This window comes from Pseudomonas pisciculturae (assembly GCF_015461805.1).
Lineage (GTDB): Bacteria > Pseudomonadota > Gammaproteobacteria > Pseudomonadales > Pseudomonadaceae > Aquipseudomonas > Aquipseudomonas pisciculturae.
The window spans coordinates 39,897-56,847 of record NZ_JACVZE010000008.1 but is presented as its reverse complement, the minus strand read 5'-3'; the positions used below and the strand labels follow the sequence as shown (position 1 = coordinate 56,847).

Below are 16,951 nucleotides of genomic sequence, written 5' to 3'. Positions count from 1 at the left end.
CCTGTTGAACCCGGGCGTCAGCCCGTCCCGCTGCACACCCCGTTACCGCTTCGGCGCAAGGCTCTCCAACTGCGCTGCGCCGTTGATACGCACCTGCAGCGGCTGGTCGGCCGATAAGGTATCCGGCACCGGCCAGCGCATGGTCGCGCCCGGTAATACGTAGCCCAACAGGCCGTCCACCAGGGGCCGAGTCTGGCCGCCCTGTTTGAACGAGGCATCAGTCAGGCGGGCATGCACGGCGCCCTGGTTGCGCACTTCGATGTAACTGCGCCCCGCCACCGTGACTTTGTGCCAGTTCAGGTCCGGCTTGCCGGCGCCCTTGGGGTCACGTTGGCGCGTGGCATCCTCCTTGCTCCACAGGCCCGTGCCATAGGCGAACAGCGGCACCGAATAACGCATCTGGAAGCGAATCGCCGCCGCCGTGGTCTTGCCCTCCGGTGGTGTGGGCAACTGCATGGGTGACGGGATTTCATCAATGATGATGCGGTAGGCCAGCTCCTGCCCCGGGGGCACTTCGCGGGTACGGGTCAGGCGTACCAGTTGCTTCTGCCCCGGTTCGATCCTGGCCACCGGCGGGCTGCCGATCACGTCGCGCTGGTTCTGATATTGCTCGTCAAACCCGCTCTGGCTCCAGGCAAACACCCGGACCTGCAAGTTGGCCGTCTCTGAGCCTCGGTTTTCCAGCCAGAGTGCGCTGGCCTGTTGGTCAGCCTCCAGCACCGGGTCGATAGGCCAGATCAGCACCGAGCTGGCCGCCGACACGAGCCCGGCCGTGCACAAAGCACCCAAGGCAACACCCGCGGCCCACAACCGCCGGGAAGGTGAACGCATAAAACCACTCCTTATACCCATAGCCCTACCACGACAGTTGCACCTGCAACGTGTCGCTGTACGTCCCCCCAGGCTGATTGCCCGGTAATTGCACCCGCCCGTAGATCGGCAGGCTGATGTTATTGGCGTCGGTGTAGGCCACGCTGACGCTCTGACTGACCCCTAGGCTTTGGCTGAACGCCGCATCGCGAAACAACTGATAAGCCACCCGCGCACTGCCGGTGTTGAGCTGCAAATTACGCCCGGCGCTGTTATGCAGCCCGCCGTCGACGCTCATGTTCAGCGTCACCCCCGGCGTGCATTGCAGGGTCACACCGCCCGTCAGCGCGGCGGTCACCGTACTGGTGGCCAGCGCCGAATAACTGCCGTAGGCCAACGTCCCGTAATTGCTGCCGCCTCCCACCACCAGGCAACCCGGTGTGATGGTGGCACTCACCTGGAAGCTCTGGCTGGGCAACGCCGATAACGGCAAAGGAAGCGCCAGCCCACAGGCCATCAATGCGATGCGCCACATCGCTAAAACGTCAGTTCAACGGCCACGGTGTCGGTGTAGTTGCCCGCTGGCAGCCCCGCCTTACCCACCGCCCGGCCGTAGAGGCTAACGGTTTGCGCCACGCCGGTACTGGTGGCGAGCGTAATCACGCCATCAATGGCCAGCAGCGTGGAATGCCCGCTGTCGGTGTAGAAGTCGTAGGGCACGAAATTGCCCAGCCCGTCGGCCAGCGCGCGGGTGCCGCCAGGGGAGGCGTTGTCATGGGCGCCGGCACGCACCTTGATCGTCGGCGTGGTACCCGCCGAACACAGCACCGACAACCCCCCACCCGTGCCAGTACCGCCGAGCAACTGGGCGTCGGCATTGGTGAACAGGCTGTTGGTGGTGCCGAAGTTCAAGCTACCGAAGTTCAGCCCGGTGGCCGCCCCGGAGCCGTTGACCTGGCAACTGGCGATCAACGTCAGGCTGGAGGTGATCTGCCCAGTCACCGTGGTGGCCGCGTTGACACTGCAAGCCATCGCCAGGCCCAGCGCGCAAACGCCTAATCGAGATACGCGTACATGCATGATATCCATCCTCATGGTTTACCAATCCAGAGTCACCGTCAGGGTGTCTGTGTAGATGCCGGCCGGTAAGGCCCGGGTATTCGCCACCACCGAGCCGAATACCGGGATCGGTATCTGTGTGCCCCTGGTCACGACGAAATTGCGTTGCTGGCCGATGCTGTAGGTGCTGCGCCCCAAGGGATCAGCCGACAAACGATAGGGAATGGTCTGACGGCCGTTGCTCAGGCGTCGCGTGGCGCCGTCACCGTTGACGCCGCCGTCGATGGTCACGGTGAAACTGCTGACCAGTGAGGGGTTGCAGGACACGGCCAGCGGCGCATTGTTGCCATCGGTGACGCCGGCGGTCATCCCCTCGCTCCAAGTCGGCCCATGACTGCCGAAATCCAGCAGGGCTGACCCGCTTTCCGGGGTAACCGGGGCGACATCCGGGCCCTTGCTGACCTCACAACTGGCGGTGATCACCAGCCGCGCGTGGATCTGCCCGGTAGCGGCCGCCGCCTGCGCGTCATCCGCCAGCAGCAGCAAGCCACCCATAGCCACCAGGGCCAGGCACCGGCTCACCATGTGACCGTGACCTTGAGCAGGTCGGAATAACGACCGACTGCGGGGATGTCCTTGAGCGGTTCGATACGCCCATAGAGCGGCAGGTCGACGCTGCCCGAATCCGGCACGCGACCGCTGAGGGGCACATCCACCGGCAAGGGGATGCGCCGCGCGGCGTCGGCATACAAACGATAGGGAATGGGTTTGCCAGAAGGGAGACCCGCGCTGAGGTAGCGCACGTCGCCGGAGCCGCCATGCAGGCCGCCATCGACGCGCAGTTGGTATGGCGTGTCGGGGTTGCACTCAAGGCGTGGTTGGCGCTGGCTGATGAGCGCCGCACTCAGGGGCCCGGCCGGGTCATCCAGACGCGGGCCGCTGCCAAAATCCAATACGCCAAGTTGCTCGATGCCAGCACTGCGGGTCATACCCACCAGCTGGCAGCCCCGCTGCACGTCGATGCGCACCTCCACCTGGAGTTGCGCAGCGTAAGCCGTGTTGCAGAGCATCGCGCTCATGACTGCCACTACTGCTCGTCCCTTCAATGCCCCAAATCCTTGTACAGGGGTAACTGCTGTGTAGAAGGTTAGACCCTCAGCGGGAATCCGCCAGTTACGACAGGGCCACCCAGCGCCATGCTTTTTCGAGATGGCTGGCGGCGCCCTTCTCTATTGGTCAAATCGCGGCAAGCGTCCTAAAGTGAGCGACCATCGACCTACAGAGTGATTTGCCTTGGCTCCGCGCTCCCTGATTCGTCGCCTGCTCGGTAAAAAAACCGACACCCTTGACGACTCTCCCATCCCGCCGTTCTTTCAGAAAAAAGCCGCGCAACAGGGCTATACCCTCAGCGATGGGCAGACCCGCGCCATCAACGCCCTGGCCCGCGAAACCCAGCACCTGCTTGCGGGCCTGGCCACCCGCAGCCTGTACCTGCACGGGCCGGTGGGGCGCGGTAAAAGCTGGCTGCTGGACGGTTTTTTCCAGGCGCTGCCGATTGCCGAAAAGCAACGCGTGCATTTCCACGATTTCTTTGCGCGTTTACACCGGGGCATGTTCCAGCACCAGCATCAGGACGATGCGCTGGCGATGACCCTGGATGAGTTGCTGGCAGGTTGCCAGGTGCTGTGTTTCGACGAATTCCATGTGCATGACATCGGCGATGCCATGCTCATCAGCCGCTTGTTCAAGGCGCTGTTCCAACGCGGCGTGCTGGTGCTGGTCACGTCCAACTACCCGCCCGAAGGGCTGCTGCCCAACCCGCTGTACCATGAACGCTTCAAGCCGGTGATTGACTTGATCGCGGCGCGCATGGATGTGCTGGAAGTCAGTTCACCCCAGGACTTTCGCAGCCTGCCCCAAGCGCAAAGTACGCAACGCTTTACCCACGGCCATTACGTGTGGCCGGGCACCGCCAGTCAGCGTACTGCGCTCGATCTACCCGCTGCAGACTGCCCGCCACAGCCCCTGGCCGTCGGCAACCGTCAGTTGCGTTGCCGCAGCCAACAGGGGCGCACCATCGCCTTCGCGTTCAACGACCTGTGCGAACAGCTCACGGCAGTCATGGACTACCTGCTGCTGTGCCAAGACTTCGACCACTGGATCATCGACGGCCTGCCCCACCTGGCCGATTGCCCGATTGCCGTACAGCAGCGTTTTATCAACCTGGTGGACGTGCTTTACGACAAGGACAAGCACCTGACCCTGATCGGCCTCCAGCCCCTGGCCGAATGCCTGGCGGGCCAGGCCATCGACCTGGCACGCACCGCCAGCCGTCTGGGCCAACTGCAGCCGCTCGACCCGCAAGCGCTGCCCGACCCGGTATCATGAGCCCCCTTCACGCCATCAGAGATTGCGCCGGTCATGCACACCCTCGCCCAACTCAAGGCCGGCCAACTGGCTGGCATCACGCGCCTGGACCTGTCCTGCGGGCTGACCGAGTTCCCCCGGGAAATCTTCGCGCTGGCGGACTCCCTGGAAATCCTCAACCTCAGCGCCAATGCCCTGAGCAGCCTGCCCGACGACTTGCACCGCCTGCCGCACCTGCGCGTGCTGTTTTGCTCGGACAACCTCTTTACGGAACTGCCGGAATGCCTGGGCCAGTGCGCCAAGCTGAGCATGATCGGCTTCAAGGCCAACCAGATCAGCCATGTACCCGCCGCCGCACTGCCGCCGTTACTGCGCTGGTTGATCCTCACCGACAACCAGATCAGCCAATTGCCCGATGAGTTGGGCCAGCGGCCTTTGCTGCAAAAACTCATGCTGGCCGGTAACCAGTTGTCACAGTTGCCCCACAGCCTGGCCAACTGTCATAACCTCGAACTGCTGCGTATTGCCTCGAACCGCTTTACTCACTTACCGCAATGGCTACTGGCGTTGCCGAACCTCACCTGGCTGGCCTACGCCGGTAACCCGGTGGAGATGGCGGTGAGCATCGCCGAGGAAGACGCCACGCCAGACATTCCCTGGGCCGAACTGGAAATGGCCGAGGTTCTCGGTGAGGGCGCCTCTGGCGTGATCCGCAAGGCCATGTGGACGCCGGCGGCTAAACCCGTGGCGGTGAAACTCTACAAAGGCACCATCACCAGCGACGGTTCGCCCTTGCACGAAATGCAGGCCTGCATCGCTGCCGGGCTGCATCCCAACCTGATCAAGGTAGAAGGCCGCGTAATCGATCATCCTGAGGGTCAGGCGGCATTGGTGATGAGCCTGATCGACCCCAGCTACCGCAACCTCGCCGCCCTGCCGAGCCTGGCCTCGTGCACCCGCGATATCTACGCACCCGATACCCGTTTCAGTCTTGAGGTTGCGTTGCGCATGGCGCGGGGCATTGCTTCGGTCGCGGCGCATCTGCACCGGCACGGCATCACCCATGGCGATTTGTACGGTCACAATATCCTGTGCAATGACGCGGGGGATTGTTTGCTGGGGGACTTTGGCGCGGCGTCGTTTCACACCACGGCGGACACGTTGGAGACTCGGGCGTTGCAGCGCATTGAAGTGCGGGCGTTTGGGGTGTTGTTAGGGGAGTTGTTGGAGCGGGTTGAGAGGGAGGTAGGTGAGGGGCTGCTAGCGTTGCGCGACAGCTGCTGCCAGCCGGATGTGTTGGCGCGGCCTGGCTTCGAGGAAATTGAAGTCGTACTCAGTTCCCTCCAACACCACTAAACCAATGTGGGAGCGGGCTTGCTCGCGAATGCGGTGTATCAGTCGATACATGAATTGACTGATACACCGCATTCGCGAGCAAGCCCGCTCCCACATTTTGGGCCTATTTATCCAGTTGGATAATCAGCCAGCCAACCCGACGAACATATCCTGCACGTCATCATGGTTGTCCAGGCCTTCGAGGAAGGCTTCAACTTCAGCCATCTGCTCGTCGCTCAAACCGCTCACCGGGTTTTTGGCGATATAACCCAACTTGGCCGACAACACGGTGAAACCCTGCTCTGGCAGCGATTTCTGTACCGCATCCAGGTCGGTGGTCTCGGTGATGAACAGGGTCGCGCCTTCCTCTTCACCGTCTTCGAAATCCTGAGCACCGGCTTCAATGGCCGCCATCTCAGGGTCAGCGTCCGGAGTGTCCGGCGAAGCTTCGATCAGGCCGACATGGTTAAAGTCCCAAGCCACGGAGCCGGAAGCCCCCAGTTGGCCTTTGCGGAACGCCACACGGATTTCTGCCACGGTACGGTTGATGTTGTCGGTCACACACTCAACGATCAGCGGCACCTGGTGCGGGGCAAACCCTTCGTAGGTCACGCGGTGGTACTGCACGGTTTCGCCCAACAGGCCGGCGCCTTTTTTGATGGCGCGCTCCAGGGTTTCCTTGGGCATCGAGGCCTTTTTGGCCTGCTCTACAACCAGACGCAGGTGGGCGTTGGTCGCGGTGTCGGCACCGTTGCGGGCGGCGATGGTGATTTCTTTCACCAGCTTGCCGAAGATCTTGCCCTTGGCATTGGATGCCGCTTCTTTATGTTTGACTTTCCACTGTGCGCCCATGACTCACTCTCTCGATATCCATCGCGCCCAAACGTCTACTGGCCGGCGCTTTGGGGGCAGAGTTTATAGCGCAAAAACGCAACGTTCCACCAAAAAACCGTCAGGGCGCCAACTCGAAAAACGCCTGGATCAGGCGCAATGAGCGGCGTCGCTCCAGGCAGCCGAGCATGTGCCGGTTGGCCAGGCCGTCACCTTGCAGCGCGACCGCCTGTACCCGAGGGTCTGGGCTGACCTCCATCGACGACACGACCCCAACCCCCAATTGGGCGGCGACGGCTTCGGTCACGGCCTCACGGCTGTCGAGTTCCAGCAACACCTTGGGCTGTACGCCAGCCGCCAGGCAGGCGTCATCAAAGGTGCGGCGGGTAATGGAGCTGGGCTCGCGCAGCACCATGATCTCGTCGTTGAGTTGCGCCAGGCGGATACCTTCTGGCTGTGTCGCCCAGGGGTGGTTGGCCGGCACCAGCGCGCAAATCCGTGACTCGCTCAAGGGCTGCAAATGCAGGCCATTACGTTGCTCCACTTCGGTCAGCACCGCCACATCCGCATGCTCGGACAACAACGCCGCCAAGGTTTCCTGGGCATTGCCCAAGCGCAGGTTGACGGTGATGCCGGGGTAGCGCGCCCGCAGGCTGGCGATCATCGGCATCACCAGGTGCGGGCCATCGGCCGCCACTTCGAGGCGCCCGGTGAGCAATTGGCGATTGGCCTCCAGCAGGGCTTGCGCTTCGTCCACCAGGCCAAAGATCGCCCGGGTAATCGCCGCCAGGCGTGCGCCCTCCTCGGTCAGCTCCACCCGTCGCGCCGTGCGGCGCAGCAAGGGGATCTGGTAGTACTCCTCCAGGGCCTTGATATGCCCCGTCACCGCCGGCTGGCTGATAAACAATCGCTTTGCGGCACGGGTAAAACTGCCCTCGCGGGCCACGGCATCGAATGCACGCAGTTGAAACAGGTTCATAGCTATCGGCCTCACTGATAGCTCGCATAACAACAAACAATTTGATTGATAACAAGCCAAACTGCAATTTAGGCGCCGTAGCTTCAGCCCCAGCCTTGCGAGGATGTAAAATGACCGCCGCCGCACCGACCCTGCTCACCCCAGGCCCCTTGACCACTTCTGCCCGCACCCGCCAGGCGATGATGGTGGATTGGGGTTCATGGGACGAGCGCTTCAACCAACTGACCGCCAGCGTCTGCGAGCAATTGCTGGCGATCATTGATGGCACCAGCAGCCATCACTGCGTGCCTTTGCAAGGCAGCGGCACGTTCGCCGTCGAAGCCGCCATCGGCACCCTGGTGCCGCGCAACGGCAAGGTGCTGGTGCTGATCAACGGCGCCTATGGCAAGCGCCTGGCGAAGATCTGTGAAGTACTGGGGCGCGCCTTCTGCACGTTTGAAACCGCCGAAGACGAACCCACTACCGCCGCCGATGTTGATCGCCTGCTGCGCGCCGACAGCGCCATCACCCACGTCGCGTTGATCCACTGTGAAACCAGCACCGGCATTCTCAACCCGCTGCCGGCCATTGCTCAGGTCGTGAAAAACCATGGCAAGCGCCTGATCGTCGACGCCATGAGCTCCTTCGGCGCGCTGCCCATCGATGCCCGCGAAGTGCCGTTCGATGCGCTGATCGCCGCGTCCGGCAAGTGCCTGGAAGGCGTGCCCGGCATGGGCTTCGTCTTCGCCGACAAACAAGCGCTGGCGGCCGCCCAAGGTAACTGCCATTCCCTGGCGATGGACCTGTTCGACCAGCACGCGTACATGGCCAAGACCGGCCAATGGCGCTTCACTCCGCCGACCCACGTGGTCGCCGCCCTGCATGAAGCGCTGCTGCAATACGCCGAAGCAGGTGGCCTGCCCGCACGCCATCAACGCTACGCACGCAATTGCCAGGTGCTGCTGGGCGGCATGGCCGAACTCGGCCTGCGCAGCTTTCTGCCGGCCGCGATCCAGGCGCCGATCATCGTCACCTTTCATGCCCCGCAAGACCCGCGCTACCAGTTCAAGCACTTCTACGAGCGGGTCAAGGCCAAGGGTTTCATCCTCTACCCCGGCAAACTGACCGAGGTAGACACCTTTCGCGTGGGCTGCATCGGCGACGTCGACGCCACCGACATGCACGCCGCCGTCGCCGCCATCGCCGAGGCACTGCACGCCATGAACATCAACCTTTCTTCCATTGGATCGCCCGCATGAATTATCAAAACCCCAACACTGTCCAGGCTGTGATCCTCGATTGGGCCGGCACCGTGGTCGACTTCGGCTCGTTTGCGCCCACGCAGATTTTTGTCGAGGCCTTTGCCGAGTTCGACGTGCAAGTTTCCATTGAAGAAGCGCGAGGCCCGATGGGGATGGGTAAGTGGGACCACATCCGCACCCTGTGCGATCAGCCGCAGGTGGCCGAGCGTTATCGCCAGGCATTCGGCCGTACGCCGACCGACGATGACGTCAGCGCTATCTACCAGCGTTTTATGCCGTTGCAGATTGAGAAGATCGCCGAACACTCGGCGTTGATCCCCGGCGCCCTCGACACCATCGCCCAGCTACGCGCGCAAGGCCTGAAGATCGGCTCGTGCTCCGGCTACCCCAAGCAGGTGATGGATAAAGTCGTCGCACTGGCCGCCACCAACGGCTACGTTGCCGACCACGTGGTGGCCACCGACGAAGTACCCAACGGTCGCCCCTGGCCCGCCCAGGCGTTGGCCAACGTGATTGCGCTGGGGCTCGATGATGTCGCGGCCTGCGTAAAGGTCGACGACACAGTGCCCGGCATCCTCGAAGGCCGCCGTGCGGGTATGTGGACCGTGGCCCTGACCTGCTCCGGCAACGCGCTGGGCCTGACCTACGAACAGTTCCGCGCCCTGGATGCCGCGACACTGGCCAGCGAACGCCAGCGTATCGAAGCGCTGTTCGAAGGCTCGCGCCCGCACTACCTGATCGACACCCTCATTGACTTGCCAGGGGTGATCGCCGACATCAATGCGCGCCTGGCCCGTGGGGAAATGCCGCAGGGTCATTGATAGAGGTCAAGACAACGGCACTCGCACCAGGCAAACCGCTCAAAACCGGCATACAGTAAAAGGACTGCGTCGCTCAAGAACGCAATGCTGTTAACCGTACCTGTGGCGAGGGCGCTTGGTCCCGTTCGACAGCGAAGCTGGAGCCGGCTTTTGGGGGCCGCTTCGCGCCCCAGCGGGAGCAAGCTCCCTCGCCACACGTTTGCCCTGATGAGTGAGGAACCCAGCGATGCCGTGGAAAAACTCCGATACGCGATACAGCACTGTATCGATTGCGTTGCACTGGCTGATGGTGGTGCTGCTGGCGGTGGTCTACGCCTGCATTGAGTTACGCGGCCAGTTTCCCAAAGGCAGCGGTGCGCGTACGTTGATTGTCGAGATGCACTTTATGCTCGGCCTCACCGTGTTTGTGCTGGTATGGCTGCGCCTGTTTGCCCGCAGCCTGGGCGTTGCACCGAAGATCGTGCCCGCACCGCCGCAATGGCAGAGCCTGTTGGCGACGCTCATGCATGTGGCGCTGTATGCGCTGATGATCGGCATGCCGATTGCCGGCTGGCTGATCGTCAGTGCCGAGGGGCATTCGGTGATGTTCTATGGCATGGAGCTGCCGCCGTTGATTGGCGAAAACAAGGACTTGGCCAAGCAGATCGAGGGTTGGCATGTGTGGTTTGGCAAGGTGGGGTACTGGTTGATCGGGCTGCATGCGTTGGCGGGGCTGTTTCACCATTATGTGATGCGCGATAACACGGCGTTGCGGATGATGCCGGGGAAGCGGGCTAACCCTTGAACCCGCGACAGCCTTGCAGGCCGCCGGTATGGATGAAGATCAGGCGGGTGCCGGGGGTGAAGCGCCCGGCCTCGATCTGTTGTTTCAAGGCCAGTAGGGCTTTGCCGGTGTAGAGCGATTCGAGGCGCAAACCGCAAGCCTTTTCCGTGGTTTCAATAAAGTCGAGAAGCTGCGGATCAACCTTGGCGAAGCCCCCTCGGCAGGCGTCCAACAGCTCATAACCACCTTCCGCGATAGCGGCCACATTTTGCGCCACACCGTGATCATCCGGTACGGCCATGGCGCCGTATACCGGGTGCGTACCTGCCTCCGCCAGCACCAACCCCGCCAATGTGGTGCCGGTACCCGCAGCCAACCACCAGCCGTCGTAATCGCTCCAACCCAATGCGCTCAACTGCGTGCGGGCTTGCTCCACCAGCACGCCGCACCCCACCGCACCGGCCAACCCGCCGCCACCTTCGGGCACAGGATGAAAATGAGGATATTGCTCGCGCCAAGGCAACCAGAAATCCGGCTCGTTGCGCGCACGATAACCGCCATAACCCAGCCAATGCAGGTGCATGCCAAAGGCTTTGAGGTCGAGCACCGTGGGGGTGTCTTGAGGATGGCCACGCAGCAGGCCGACAGTGGGAAAACCAAAGCGTTTGCCCGCCGCCGCCAGCGCATGCAAATGGTTGGAGTAGGCGCCGCCCAGGCTGATGATGCCGCTGGCTGTTTGCGCCTGGGCCAGATGCCCGGTGAGTTTGAACCACTTGTTGCCGCTGATCAGCGGGTCGATGCGGTCCAGGCGCAGTACGGCCAGCTCAACCCCTTGCAGCCAATCCAGATGCAAGGGTTCGAGGGGTGCGCGGGGAAGCCAATCAAACGGGCCCATCGGAATGCATCTCGGCGTGCAAAAAGGGCCCGTAGTCTATGTGCCTTACAGCTCGGCGGCCAGTCGCGAGCCCTGGTTGATGGCGCGTTTGGCATCCAGCTCTGCCGCCACGTCGGCGCCGCCGATCAGGTGCACGTTCTGGCCCGCTGCCACCAAGCCGTCGTGCAGTTCGCGCAACGGGTCCTGGCCGGCGCAGATGATGATGTTGTCCACCGCCAGCAGTTGGGGCTCGCCCTGCGCGCCGATACGGATATGCAGGCCCTGATCGTCGATGCTCAGGTACTCGACGCTGTTGAGCATCTGCACCTGTTTGTTCTTCAAACCGGTGCGGTGGATCCAGCCGGTGGTCTTGCCCAGGCCATCGCCGACCTTGGACGTTTTACGTTGCAGCAGGAATACTTCCCGCGCAGGCGCATGGGGTTGCGGCTTGATACCGGCCACACCGCCACGGGCTTGCAGCTGGGTGTCGATACCCCACTCTTTCCAGAATGCTTCGCGGTCCAGGCTGGTGGACACGCCCTGGTGCACAAGAAATTCCGACACGTCAAAACCAATGCCGCCCGCGCCGATCACGGCGACACGCTTGCCCACTGGCTTGCGCTCAAGGATGACGTCCAGGTAGCTCAGCACCTTGGCGTTCTCGACGCCTGGAATCGCGGGTGTACGTGGTGCAATGCCGGTGGCCAGGATGATTTCGTCATACCCGCCGGCCTTCAATTGCTCGACATCCACGCGGGTGTTGAGGCACAGCTCCACATGGGTGGTCTGCAACTTGCGTTTGAAGTAACGCAGGGTTTCGAAAAACTCTTCCTTGCCCGGCACGCGCTTGGCGATGTTGAACTGGCCGCCGATTTCGCTGGCGGAGTCGAACAGGGTCACTTGGTGGCCGCGCTCAGCCGCAACTGTGGCAGCAGCGAGGCCCGCAGGGCCGGCGCCGACGACGGCGATCTTCTTGATCTGCTTGACCGGCAGGTAGTTCAGCTCAGTCTCATAACACGCCCGCGGGTTGACCAGGCAGGTGGTCAACTTGCCGCCGAAGGTGTGGTCCAGGCAGGCCTGGTTGCAGCCAATGCAGGTGTTGATTTCATCCGCACGCCCGGCGGCGGCTTTGTTGACGAATTCCGGGTCGGCGAGGAACGGCCGCGCCATCGAGACCATGTCCGCGTCGCCTTCAGCCAGGATCTGCTCGGCGATTTCCGGGGTATTGATGCGGTTGGTGGTGATCAACGGAATCTGCACCGCGCCACGCAACTTGGCCGTCACTTTGCTGAACGCGCCACGGGGCACCTTGGTAGCAATGGTCGGGATACGTGCTTCGTGCCAGCCGATGCCGGTGTTGATAATCGTCGCGCCCGCCTGCTCGATGGCCTTGGCCAACTGCACGATCTCTTCCCAGGTGCTGCCGCCTTCCACCAGGTCGAGCATCGACAGGCGGAAGATGATGATGAAATTCGGGCCTACGGCTTCACGCACCCGGCGCACGATCTCCACGGCCAGGCGCATGCGGTTTTCATAGCTGCCGCCCCAACGGTCGGTGCGATGGTTGGTATGGGCCGCGAGGAACTGGTTAATGAAGTAGCCTTCAGAGCCCATGATTTCCACGCCGTCATACTCGGCGACCTGGGCCAGCAGCGAGCAGGTGACGAAATCCTGGATCTGCTTTTCGATGCCCTCTTCGTCCAGCTCCTTGGGCTTGAACGGGTTGATCGGCGCCTGGATAGCGCTCGGCGCAACCTGCTTGGGGCTGTAGGCATAACGGCCGGCGTGGAGGATCTGCATGCAGATCTTGCCACCGGCTTCGTGCACGGCCTTCGTCACGATCTTGTGTTTTTGCGCCTCTTCGTCGGTGGTCAGCTTGGCCGCACCGGAATACACCCCGCCTTCATCGTTGGGGCCAATGCCGCCAGTGACCATCAAACCCACACCGCCACGGGCACGCTCGGCAAAGTAAGCCGCCATGCGCTCGAAACCACCGGGTTTTTCTTCAAGGCCGGTGTGCATCGAGCCCATCAGGGTGCGATTGCGCAACGTAGTAAAACCCAGGTCCAACGGGGCCAGCAGGTGCGGGTAGGCAACAGCGGTCATGGTCAAGCTCCACAACGGATCATCACGGGACGTGGCGCGCTCGAACGGCGTGCCATCGGTTTATGTCCCACAGACTAAGAGGCGATGGATGAAGGCTCAATGACCGTAACTGACAACTTATTGATCCAAATGTACAGCGCCCCTTGGCAAGCGCGTGCATGAGCCCTACCCTAGTCGGCGAACCCTATACCCGGTCTGTTGTCTGTTGCCCCATGCGTAAACTTCTCGCTTTTACCGTTTCCCTGGCCCTGGTTGCCGCCGTCGCCGCGTATCTGGTCTGGACCCAGGAGCGCCCTGTGGCGCATTACCTGTCGGACCTGCGCATCACCCTCGCCGTCAACGAAGGCCTGCCGGCCGATCGTGGCAACTTGCTGGGCATCCAGCCGGAGCTGTTCCCGGCCGACTACCAAAGCCTGGAACGCCTGCACCTGAAACTCGCGGCCTATCTGCAAAACGCCCGCGACCAGGGCCTGATCAACGACAAGACTATCGTGGTGCTGCCGGAACATATTGGCACCTGGCTGATGCTCAAGGGCGAAAAGAACGAGGTGTACCAAGCCTTGCATGCCAAGGAGGCGATGAACTGGCTGTCGGTCAGCAACCCGCTGCGCTTCGCCCGCGCCTGGATCAGCGCCACCGGCGACAACCGTACCGATGATGCCTACTTGCGCATGAAATCGGCCGACATGGCCCGCGACTATCAAGTGCTGTTCGGCGGCTTGGCCAAGGAGTTTGGCGTCACCCTGGTGGCCGGCTCCATCACCTTGCCCAATCCGACGGTGAGCCAAGGGCAACTGCAAATCGGCCACGGCGCGCTGTACAACGCCAGCCTGGTATTCAACGCCGACGGCTTGCCAGTGGGCCAGCCGCAGCGCCAGCTCTACCCGATCTACGATGAACGCGGTTTTATCGCCCCCGGCGATGAGAACATCGTCAGTGTGGTCGACACACCCGCCGGGCGTTTGGGCGTGTTGGTAGGCAGTGACAGCTGGTACCCGGACAACTACCGCAAACTCAACGAGCAAGGCGCGCAAATGATCGCAGTGCCCGCGTTTGTGCTGGGCCGCGATACCTGGGACCGACCTTGGCGCGGTTTTAAAAGCGTGTCCACCCCGCCCGAAATCAGCCTTAAACCCGAAGAGCTCAGCGAGGGCGAAGCCTGGCGCCGCCTGACGTTGATCAGCCAGCAGCCCGTCAGTCAGGCCAGTGCTGGCATGAGTGTATTTCTACGCGGGCAGTTCTGGGACCTGGGCACCGGCGGCCACAGTTTTCTCAGCAACCACGGCCAAATCAGCGCCGACGGTGAAGCCCGTGGCGCGCGCATGTTGAATATCTGGCTGTGAAACCGGTGCGGCTGGGGGACCTGTCGGTGGGTTTTGTGCACACCTTGGCCGATGCCATTCAAAGCCACGGGCTAGACCCGCAGCCACTGCTGCTGCAATACGGCCTCGACCCGGCGCGACTCGCCGAGGCCGGTGCACGGTTATCGATCCCGCGTTATATGCGACTGGGTCATGCGGCCATCCAACTCACCGGCGACCCAGGCTTGGGCCTGCGCATGGGCCAGCTCAGCCGCTTGAGCCAGGCCGGGCTCGCTGGCGTCACCGCCGCCCAGGCGCCCAATGTGCGTGAAGCCGCGCGTGCACTCACCCGGTTCGAGGCGCTTTACGGCTCCAACTACCGCGGGCAATCGAGTTTTCATGAGGATGCCGAAGGCGCTTGGCTGCGGTTCTATTCCATCAGCCCGTATAACGCCTACAACCGCTTTGTGGTGGACTCGATCATCGCCGGCTGGTTGTTTCAGTTATCGGCCCTGGCGCAGCAGGCGGTGCAGGCGCAACGCATCGACATCGAGTTTGAAGTGCCGGACTACAGCGAGCGCTACAGCATGCTCGGCGATGTTCATTTCGGCGCCGATGCCAACCAACTGCGCTTGAACCAGCACACCCTGGCATTACGCAACCCACAGCATTGCCCCAGTACCTGGAACCTGTTGTTACAACTTTGCGAGAGGGAGTTGGAGCAGTTGACCCGCACCCGCAGCCTACGCGAGCGCATTACCCGCTTGCTCGGGCCGATGCTCAATGGTGGCCGGGAGCCCGACCTGGAAGAAGTGGCGGCACGCCTGAAGCTGCCCACCTGGACACTGCGCCGCAAACTGGCCGAAGAAGGCACTCAGTTTCGCGCGATTCTCAACGATACCCGCCGCGATCTGGCCATGACCTACATTCGCGATACGGAGCTGGCATTTGGCGAGATCGCCTACCTGCTGGGTTTTGCCTCAGCCCAGGCGTTTCAACGGGCGTTCAGGCGGTGGAACAACCAGACCCCAGGGGAATTTCGCCGCAGTCAGCGGCATTCCGCCTGAAGTCGGTGTTACAACTCTGTTGCGTCGTCTGCCGGTTCCAACGGGTCCAACTCAATCGCGTGGTACTCGAGCAACTCTTCCTGGTAATCGTCCATCGTGGACTCCTTCTTGAAAAAAGCGGATGCAAATAAGTGACCTGCATCACCAGCCTAAAGTGCCGTTGTGACGAAAAAATGTCTGCGCCATGACGTTCCTGCACTCCAGAATTAAACGTAGCAGCGTTGTGGCAATTTAGCATCTTGGATTTCGAATTTGATTGCAATTGCAATCACATACACTTTTCCTTTAGGGTTAGGGCATTCGTTATCAGGGGACTCAACCCATGCCCGCCTCCACCGCCCACGCCGCACAGCTGTGCCTTGATGCGTTGAGCGCTGCCGAACATTCCCGCAGCTCGCCGCTGTACACCGTGATGAACATAGCCAATACCCTTGAATCCAGCCGGCAGGCGTGGGTGATTCGCAGCCAGTCGCGCAACCAACGCCTGGGCCGCTGGCCTACCTGGTTCGCCCGCAACACCGCGGAAAAACCCATGCTGTACTTGCACAGTGCGGCGTCTTCGGCGCAGTTGTGCGCGCTGTCGGACGCCACGGCGCAGCGTGGCATCCTGTGCAACGACATCGAGAACCACCCCTCCCGCTGGCCCAAAGGCACGCAGCCCTCTTTGCCACTTTGGCTGGCGACCAACCCACGCTGCACACCGTACGACCCGGCCTGCGGCGAGGAAGCCCGGGCGATTGTGCTGGCCGGGTTGCGCAGCTTGTATGTGGACGGCCAGCCGGGCTTTTACTACCTGGCGCTGCATGATCATGAGCGCGCAATGCCACTGGCGGAGCAAGACCGCGACGGCGCGCTCAAGGGCATGTACCTGATCCAGGGTGAACGCGCAGCCGATATCCGATTGCTAGGCGCGGGCCAGGCGTTGGAGGAAGTCCTTCAAGCGGCGTGGCTGCTGGAACAGGACTGGAATGTGAAGTCGCAGGTATGGAGTTGCCCCAGCTATACGCGACTGGCTCGCGAGGCGGCGGCCGCTGAGCGCTGGAATCGCCTGCATCCCACCGAGCCCAAGCGTGGCTGCCATTTGCGTGATTGCCTGGAAGGGAGTGAAGCGCCCGTGATTGCTATCACCGGCTATCCGCAGCCGATTGTCGATCAACTGGGCGGGTACATGGATGCCAGGTTTGTCGCGTTGGGGGCTGCGCCGAGTCGGTATTGGATTGTGGTGGCGGCGTTGCGCGCGTTGGTGGATGAAGGGCGTATTGGTTTACAGCAATTGGAAACAGCGATGGCCCGCTACCCACTGCCATGAATTGGAATGCTATCAAACATGTGGGAGCGGGCTTGCTCGCGAATACGGTGTGTCATTCACAGATGCTTCAACTGAACCACCGCTTTCG

General features: G+C 62.2%; 17 protein-coding genes. 8 read left to right on the top strand and 9 right to left on the bottom strand.

Annotated elements, in window-relative coordinates; translation table 11 throughout:
• Nucleotides 1-42 precede the first annotated feature (42 nt).
• The 5 genes from ICY20_RS21140 to ICY20_RS21120 are packed head-to-tail and all read right to left on the bottom strand — an operon-like array spanning nt 43 to nt 2,948.
• On the bottom strand, nt 43-831 hold the full coding sequence (locus ICY20_RS21140) for a fimbrial biogenesis chaperone (protein WP_159960951.1): 789 nt from the start codon (nt 829-831) through the stop codon (nt 43-45).
• A 25-nt stretch (nt 832-856) separates the two neighbouring features.
• Entirely contained in the window at nt 857-1,345 is a 489-nt protein-coding gene (locus ICY20_RS21135) for a Csu type fimbrial protein (protein ID WP_194938513.1), read from the bottom strand.
• Between the two features lie 2 nt (nt 1,346-1,347).
• A complete protein-coding gene (locus tag ICY20_RS21130) occupies nt 1,348-1,890 on the bottom strand; it encodes a Csu type fimbrial protein (RefSeq protein ID WP_194938512.1) in 543 nt (180 codons plus the stop codon).
• A gap of 18 nt (nt 1,891-1,908) precedes the next feature.
• A complete protein-coding gene (locus tag ICY20_RS21125; RefSeq protein ID WP_194938511.1) occupies nt 1,909-2,454 on the bottom strand; it encodes a Csu type fimbrial protein in 546 nt (181 codons plus the stop codon).
• Complete coding sequence (locus ICY20_RS21120) at nt 2,448-2,948, bottom strand: Csu type fimbrial protein (protein WP_200846495.1); 501 nt, start codon at nt 2,946-2,948, stop codon at nt 2,448-2,450. The genes ICY20_RS21125 and ICY20_RS21120 overlap by 7 nt, the downstream gene beginning before the upstream one ends.
• A 214-nt stretch (nt 2,949-3,162) precedes the next feature.
• Between ICY20_RS21120 and zapE the strand changes: the two genes are divergently transcribed.
• Nucleotides 3,163-4,257 carry a cell division protein ZapE gene (gene zapE / locus ICY20_RS21115; RefSeq protein WP_194938510.1) on the top strand — a complete coding sequence of 365 codons (1,095 nt, stop codon included), beginning with the start codon at nt 3,163-3,165 and terminating at the stop codon, nt 4,255-4,257.
• A gap of 33 nt (nt 4,258-4,290) precedes the next feature.
• Nucleotides 4,291-5,592, top strand: a complete 1,302-nt coding sequence (locus ICY20_RS21110; protein WP_194938509.1) for a leucine-rich repeat-containing protein kinase family protein — start codon at nt 4,291-4,293, stop codon at nt 5,590-5,592.
• 123 nt (nt 5,593-5,715) lie between these two features.
• On the opposite strand, the gene ICY20_RS21105 is transcribed toward ICY20_RS21110, so the two are convergent.
• The gene (locus tag ICY20_RS21105; RefSeq protein ID WP_159960963.1) at nt 5,716-6,423 is read right to left on the bottom strand and encodes a YebC/PmpR family DNA-binding transcriptional regulator; all 708 of its coding nucleotides are present in this window, start codon (nt 6,421-6,423) and stop codon (nt 5,716-5,718) included.
• Nucleotides 6,424-6,523: 100 nt separating this feature from the next.
• Nucleotides 6,524-7,381 (bottom strand): LysR substrate-binding domain-containing protein, encoded by an 858-nt coding sequence (locus tag ICY20_RS21100; protein WP_159960965.1) that lies wholly within the window; start codon nt 7,379-7,381, stop codon nt 6,524-6,526.
• A gap of 110 nt (nt 7,382-7,491) precedes the next feature.
• Here ICY20_RS21100 and ICY20_RS21095 point away from each other — a divergent pair, with 110 nt between their 5' ends.
• The 3 genes from ICY20_RS21095 to ICY20_RS21085 all read left to right on the top strand — a co-directional run bounded on the left by ICY20_RS21095 (nt 7,492) and on the right by ICY20_RS21085 (nt 10,227).
• Nucleotides 7,492-8,619: a 2-aminoethylphosphonate--pyruvate transaminase gene (locus tag ICY20_RS21095; protein ID WP_194938508.1), complete on the top strand. Its 1,128-nt coding sequence runs from the start codon at nt 7,492-7,494 to the stop codon at nt 8,617-8,619.
• Complete coding sequence (gene phnX / locus ICY20_RS21090; RefSeq protein WP_159960969.1) at nt 8,616-9,443, top strand: phosphonoacetaldehyde hydrolase; 828 nt, start codon at nt 8,616-8,618, stop codon at nt 9,441-9,443. Before ICY20_RS21095 ends, phnX begins: the two co-directional genes overlap by 4 nt.
• A gap of 226 nt (nt 9,444-9,669) precedes the next feature.
• Nucleotides 9,670-10,227, top strand: coding sequence for a cytochrome b (locus ICY20_RS21085; protein WP_159960971.1), 558 nt, complete (start codon nt 9,670-9,672; stop codon nt 10,225-10,227).
• Here ICY20_RS21085 and ICY20_RS21080 read toward each other — a convergent pair.
• On the bottom strand, nt 10,217-11,101 hold the full coding sequence (locus ICY20_RS21080) for a 1-aminocyclopropane-1-carboxylate deaminase/D-cysteine desulfhydrase (RefSeq protein ID WP_194938507.1): 885 nt from the start codon (nt 11,099-11,101) through the stop codon (nt 10,217-10,219). The two genes, ICY20_RS21085 and ICY20_RS21080, sit on opposite strands and share 11 nt — an antisense overlap.
• Before the next feature lie 45 nt (nt 11,102-11,146).
• On the bottom strand, nt 11,147-13,186 hold the full coding sequence (locus tag ICY20_RS21075; RefSeq protein WP_194938506.1) for an NADPH-dependent 2,4-dienoyl-CoA reductase: 2,040 nt from the start codon (nt 13,184-13,186) through the stop codon (nt 11,147-11,149).
• Between the two features lie 212 nt (nt 13,187-13,398).
• Between ICY20_RS21075 and ICY20_RS21070 the strand changes: the two genes are divergently transcribed.
• The 3 genes from ICY20_RS21070 (at nt 13,399) to ICY20_RS21060 (ending at nt 16,863) form a co-directional block, all read left to right on the top strand.
• Nucleotides 13,399-14,529 carry a carbon-nitrogen hydrolase family protein gene (locus ICY20_RS21070; protein ID WP_159960977.1) on the top strand — a complete coding sequence of 377 codons (1,131 nt, stop codon included), beginning with the start codon at nt 13,399-13,401 and terminating at the stop codon, nt 14,527-14,529.
• Nucleotides 14,526-15,554: an AraC family transcriptional regulator gene (locus ICY20_RS21065; protein WP_194938505.1), complete on the top strand. Its 1,029-nt coding sequence runs from the start codon at nt 14,526-14,528 to the stop codon at nt 15,552-15,554. The genes ICY20_RS21070 and ICY20_RS21065 overlap by 4 nt, the downstream gene beginning before the upstream one ends.
• A 322-nt stretch (nt 15,555-15,876) precedes the next feature.
• Nucleotides 15,877-16,863: a transketolase-like TK C-terminal-containing protein gene (locus ICY20_RS21060; protein ID WP_194938504.1), complete on the top strand. Its 987-nt coding sequence runs from the start codon at nt 15,877-15,879 to the stop codon at nt 16,861-16,863.
• Nucleotides 16,864-16,951: the final 88 nt, after the last annotated feature.

What these genes read in the sequence shown, in the direction of transcription:
- ICY20_RS21140 (WP_159960951.1), bottom strand. Translation starts at nt 831, where the DNA reads ATGCGTTCACCTTCCCGGCGGTTGTGGGCCGCGGGTGTTGCCTTGGGT.
- ICY20_RS21135 (WP_194938513.1), bottom strand. Translation starts at nt 1,345, where the DNA reads ATGTGGCGCATCGCATTGATGGCCTGTGGGCTGGCGCTTCCTTTGCCG.
- ICY20_RS21130 (WP_194938512.1), bottom strand. Translation starts at nt 1,890, where the DNA reads ATGCATGTACGCGTATCTCGATTAGGCGTTTGCGCGCTGGGCCTGGCG.
- ICY20_RS21125 (WP_194938511.1), bottom strand. Translation starts at nt 2,454, where the DNA reads ATGGTGAGCCGGTGCCTGGCCCTGGTGGCTATGGGTGGCTTGCTGCTG.
- ICY20_RS21120 (WP_200846495.1), bottom strand. Translation starts at nt 2,948, where the DNA reads ATGAGCGCGATGCTCTGCAACACGGCTTACGCTGCGCAACTCCAGGTG.
- ICY20_RS21110 (WP_194938509.1), top strand. Translation starts at nt 4,291, where the DNA reads ATGCACACCCTCGCCCAACTCAAGGCCGGCCAACTGGCTGGCATCACG.
- ICY20_RS21105 (WP_159960963.1), bottom strand. Translation starts at nt 6,423, where the DNA reads ATGGGCGCACAGTGGAAAGTCAAACATAAAGAAGCGGCATCCAATGCC.
- ICY20_RS21100 (WP_159960965.1), bottom strand. Translation starts at nt 7,381, where the DNA reads ATGAACCTGTTTCAACTGCGTGCATTCGATGCCGTGGCCCGCGAGGGC.
- ICY20_RS21095 (WP_194938508.1), top strand. Translation starts at nt 7,492, where the DNA reads ATGACCGCCGCCGCACCGACCCTGCTCACCCCAGGCCCCTTGACCACT.
- phnX (WP_159960969.1), top strand. Translation starts at nt 8,616, where the DNA reads ATGAATTATCAAAACCCCAACACTGTCCAGGCTGTGATCCTCGATTGG.
- ICY20_RS21085 (WP_159960971.1), top strand. Translation starts at nt 9,670, where the DNA reads ATGCCGTGGAAAAACTCCGATACGCGATACAGCACTGTATCGATTGCG.
- ICY20_RS21080 (WP_194938507.1), bottom strand. Translation starts at nt 11,101, where the DNA reads ATGGGCCCGTTTGATTGGCTTCCCCGCGCACCCCTCGAACCCTTGCAT.
- ICY20_RS21075 (WP_194938506.1), bottom strand. Translation starts at nt 13,186, where the DNA reads ATGACCGCTGTTGCCTACCCGCACCTGCTGGCCCCGTTGGACCTGGGT.
- ICY20_RS21070 (WP_159960977.1), top strand. Translation starts at nt 13,399, where the DNA reads ATGCGTAAACTTCTCGCTTTTACCGTTTCCCTGGCCCTGGTTGCCGCC.
- ICY20_RS21060 (WP_194938504.1), top strand. Translation starts at nt 15,877, where the DNA reads ATGCCCGCCTCCACCGCCCACGCCGCACAGCTGTGCCTTGATGCGTTG.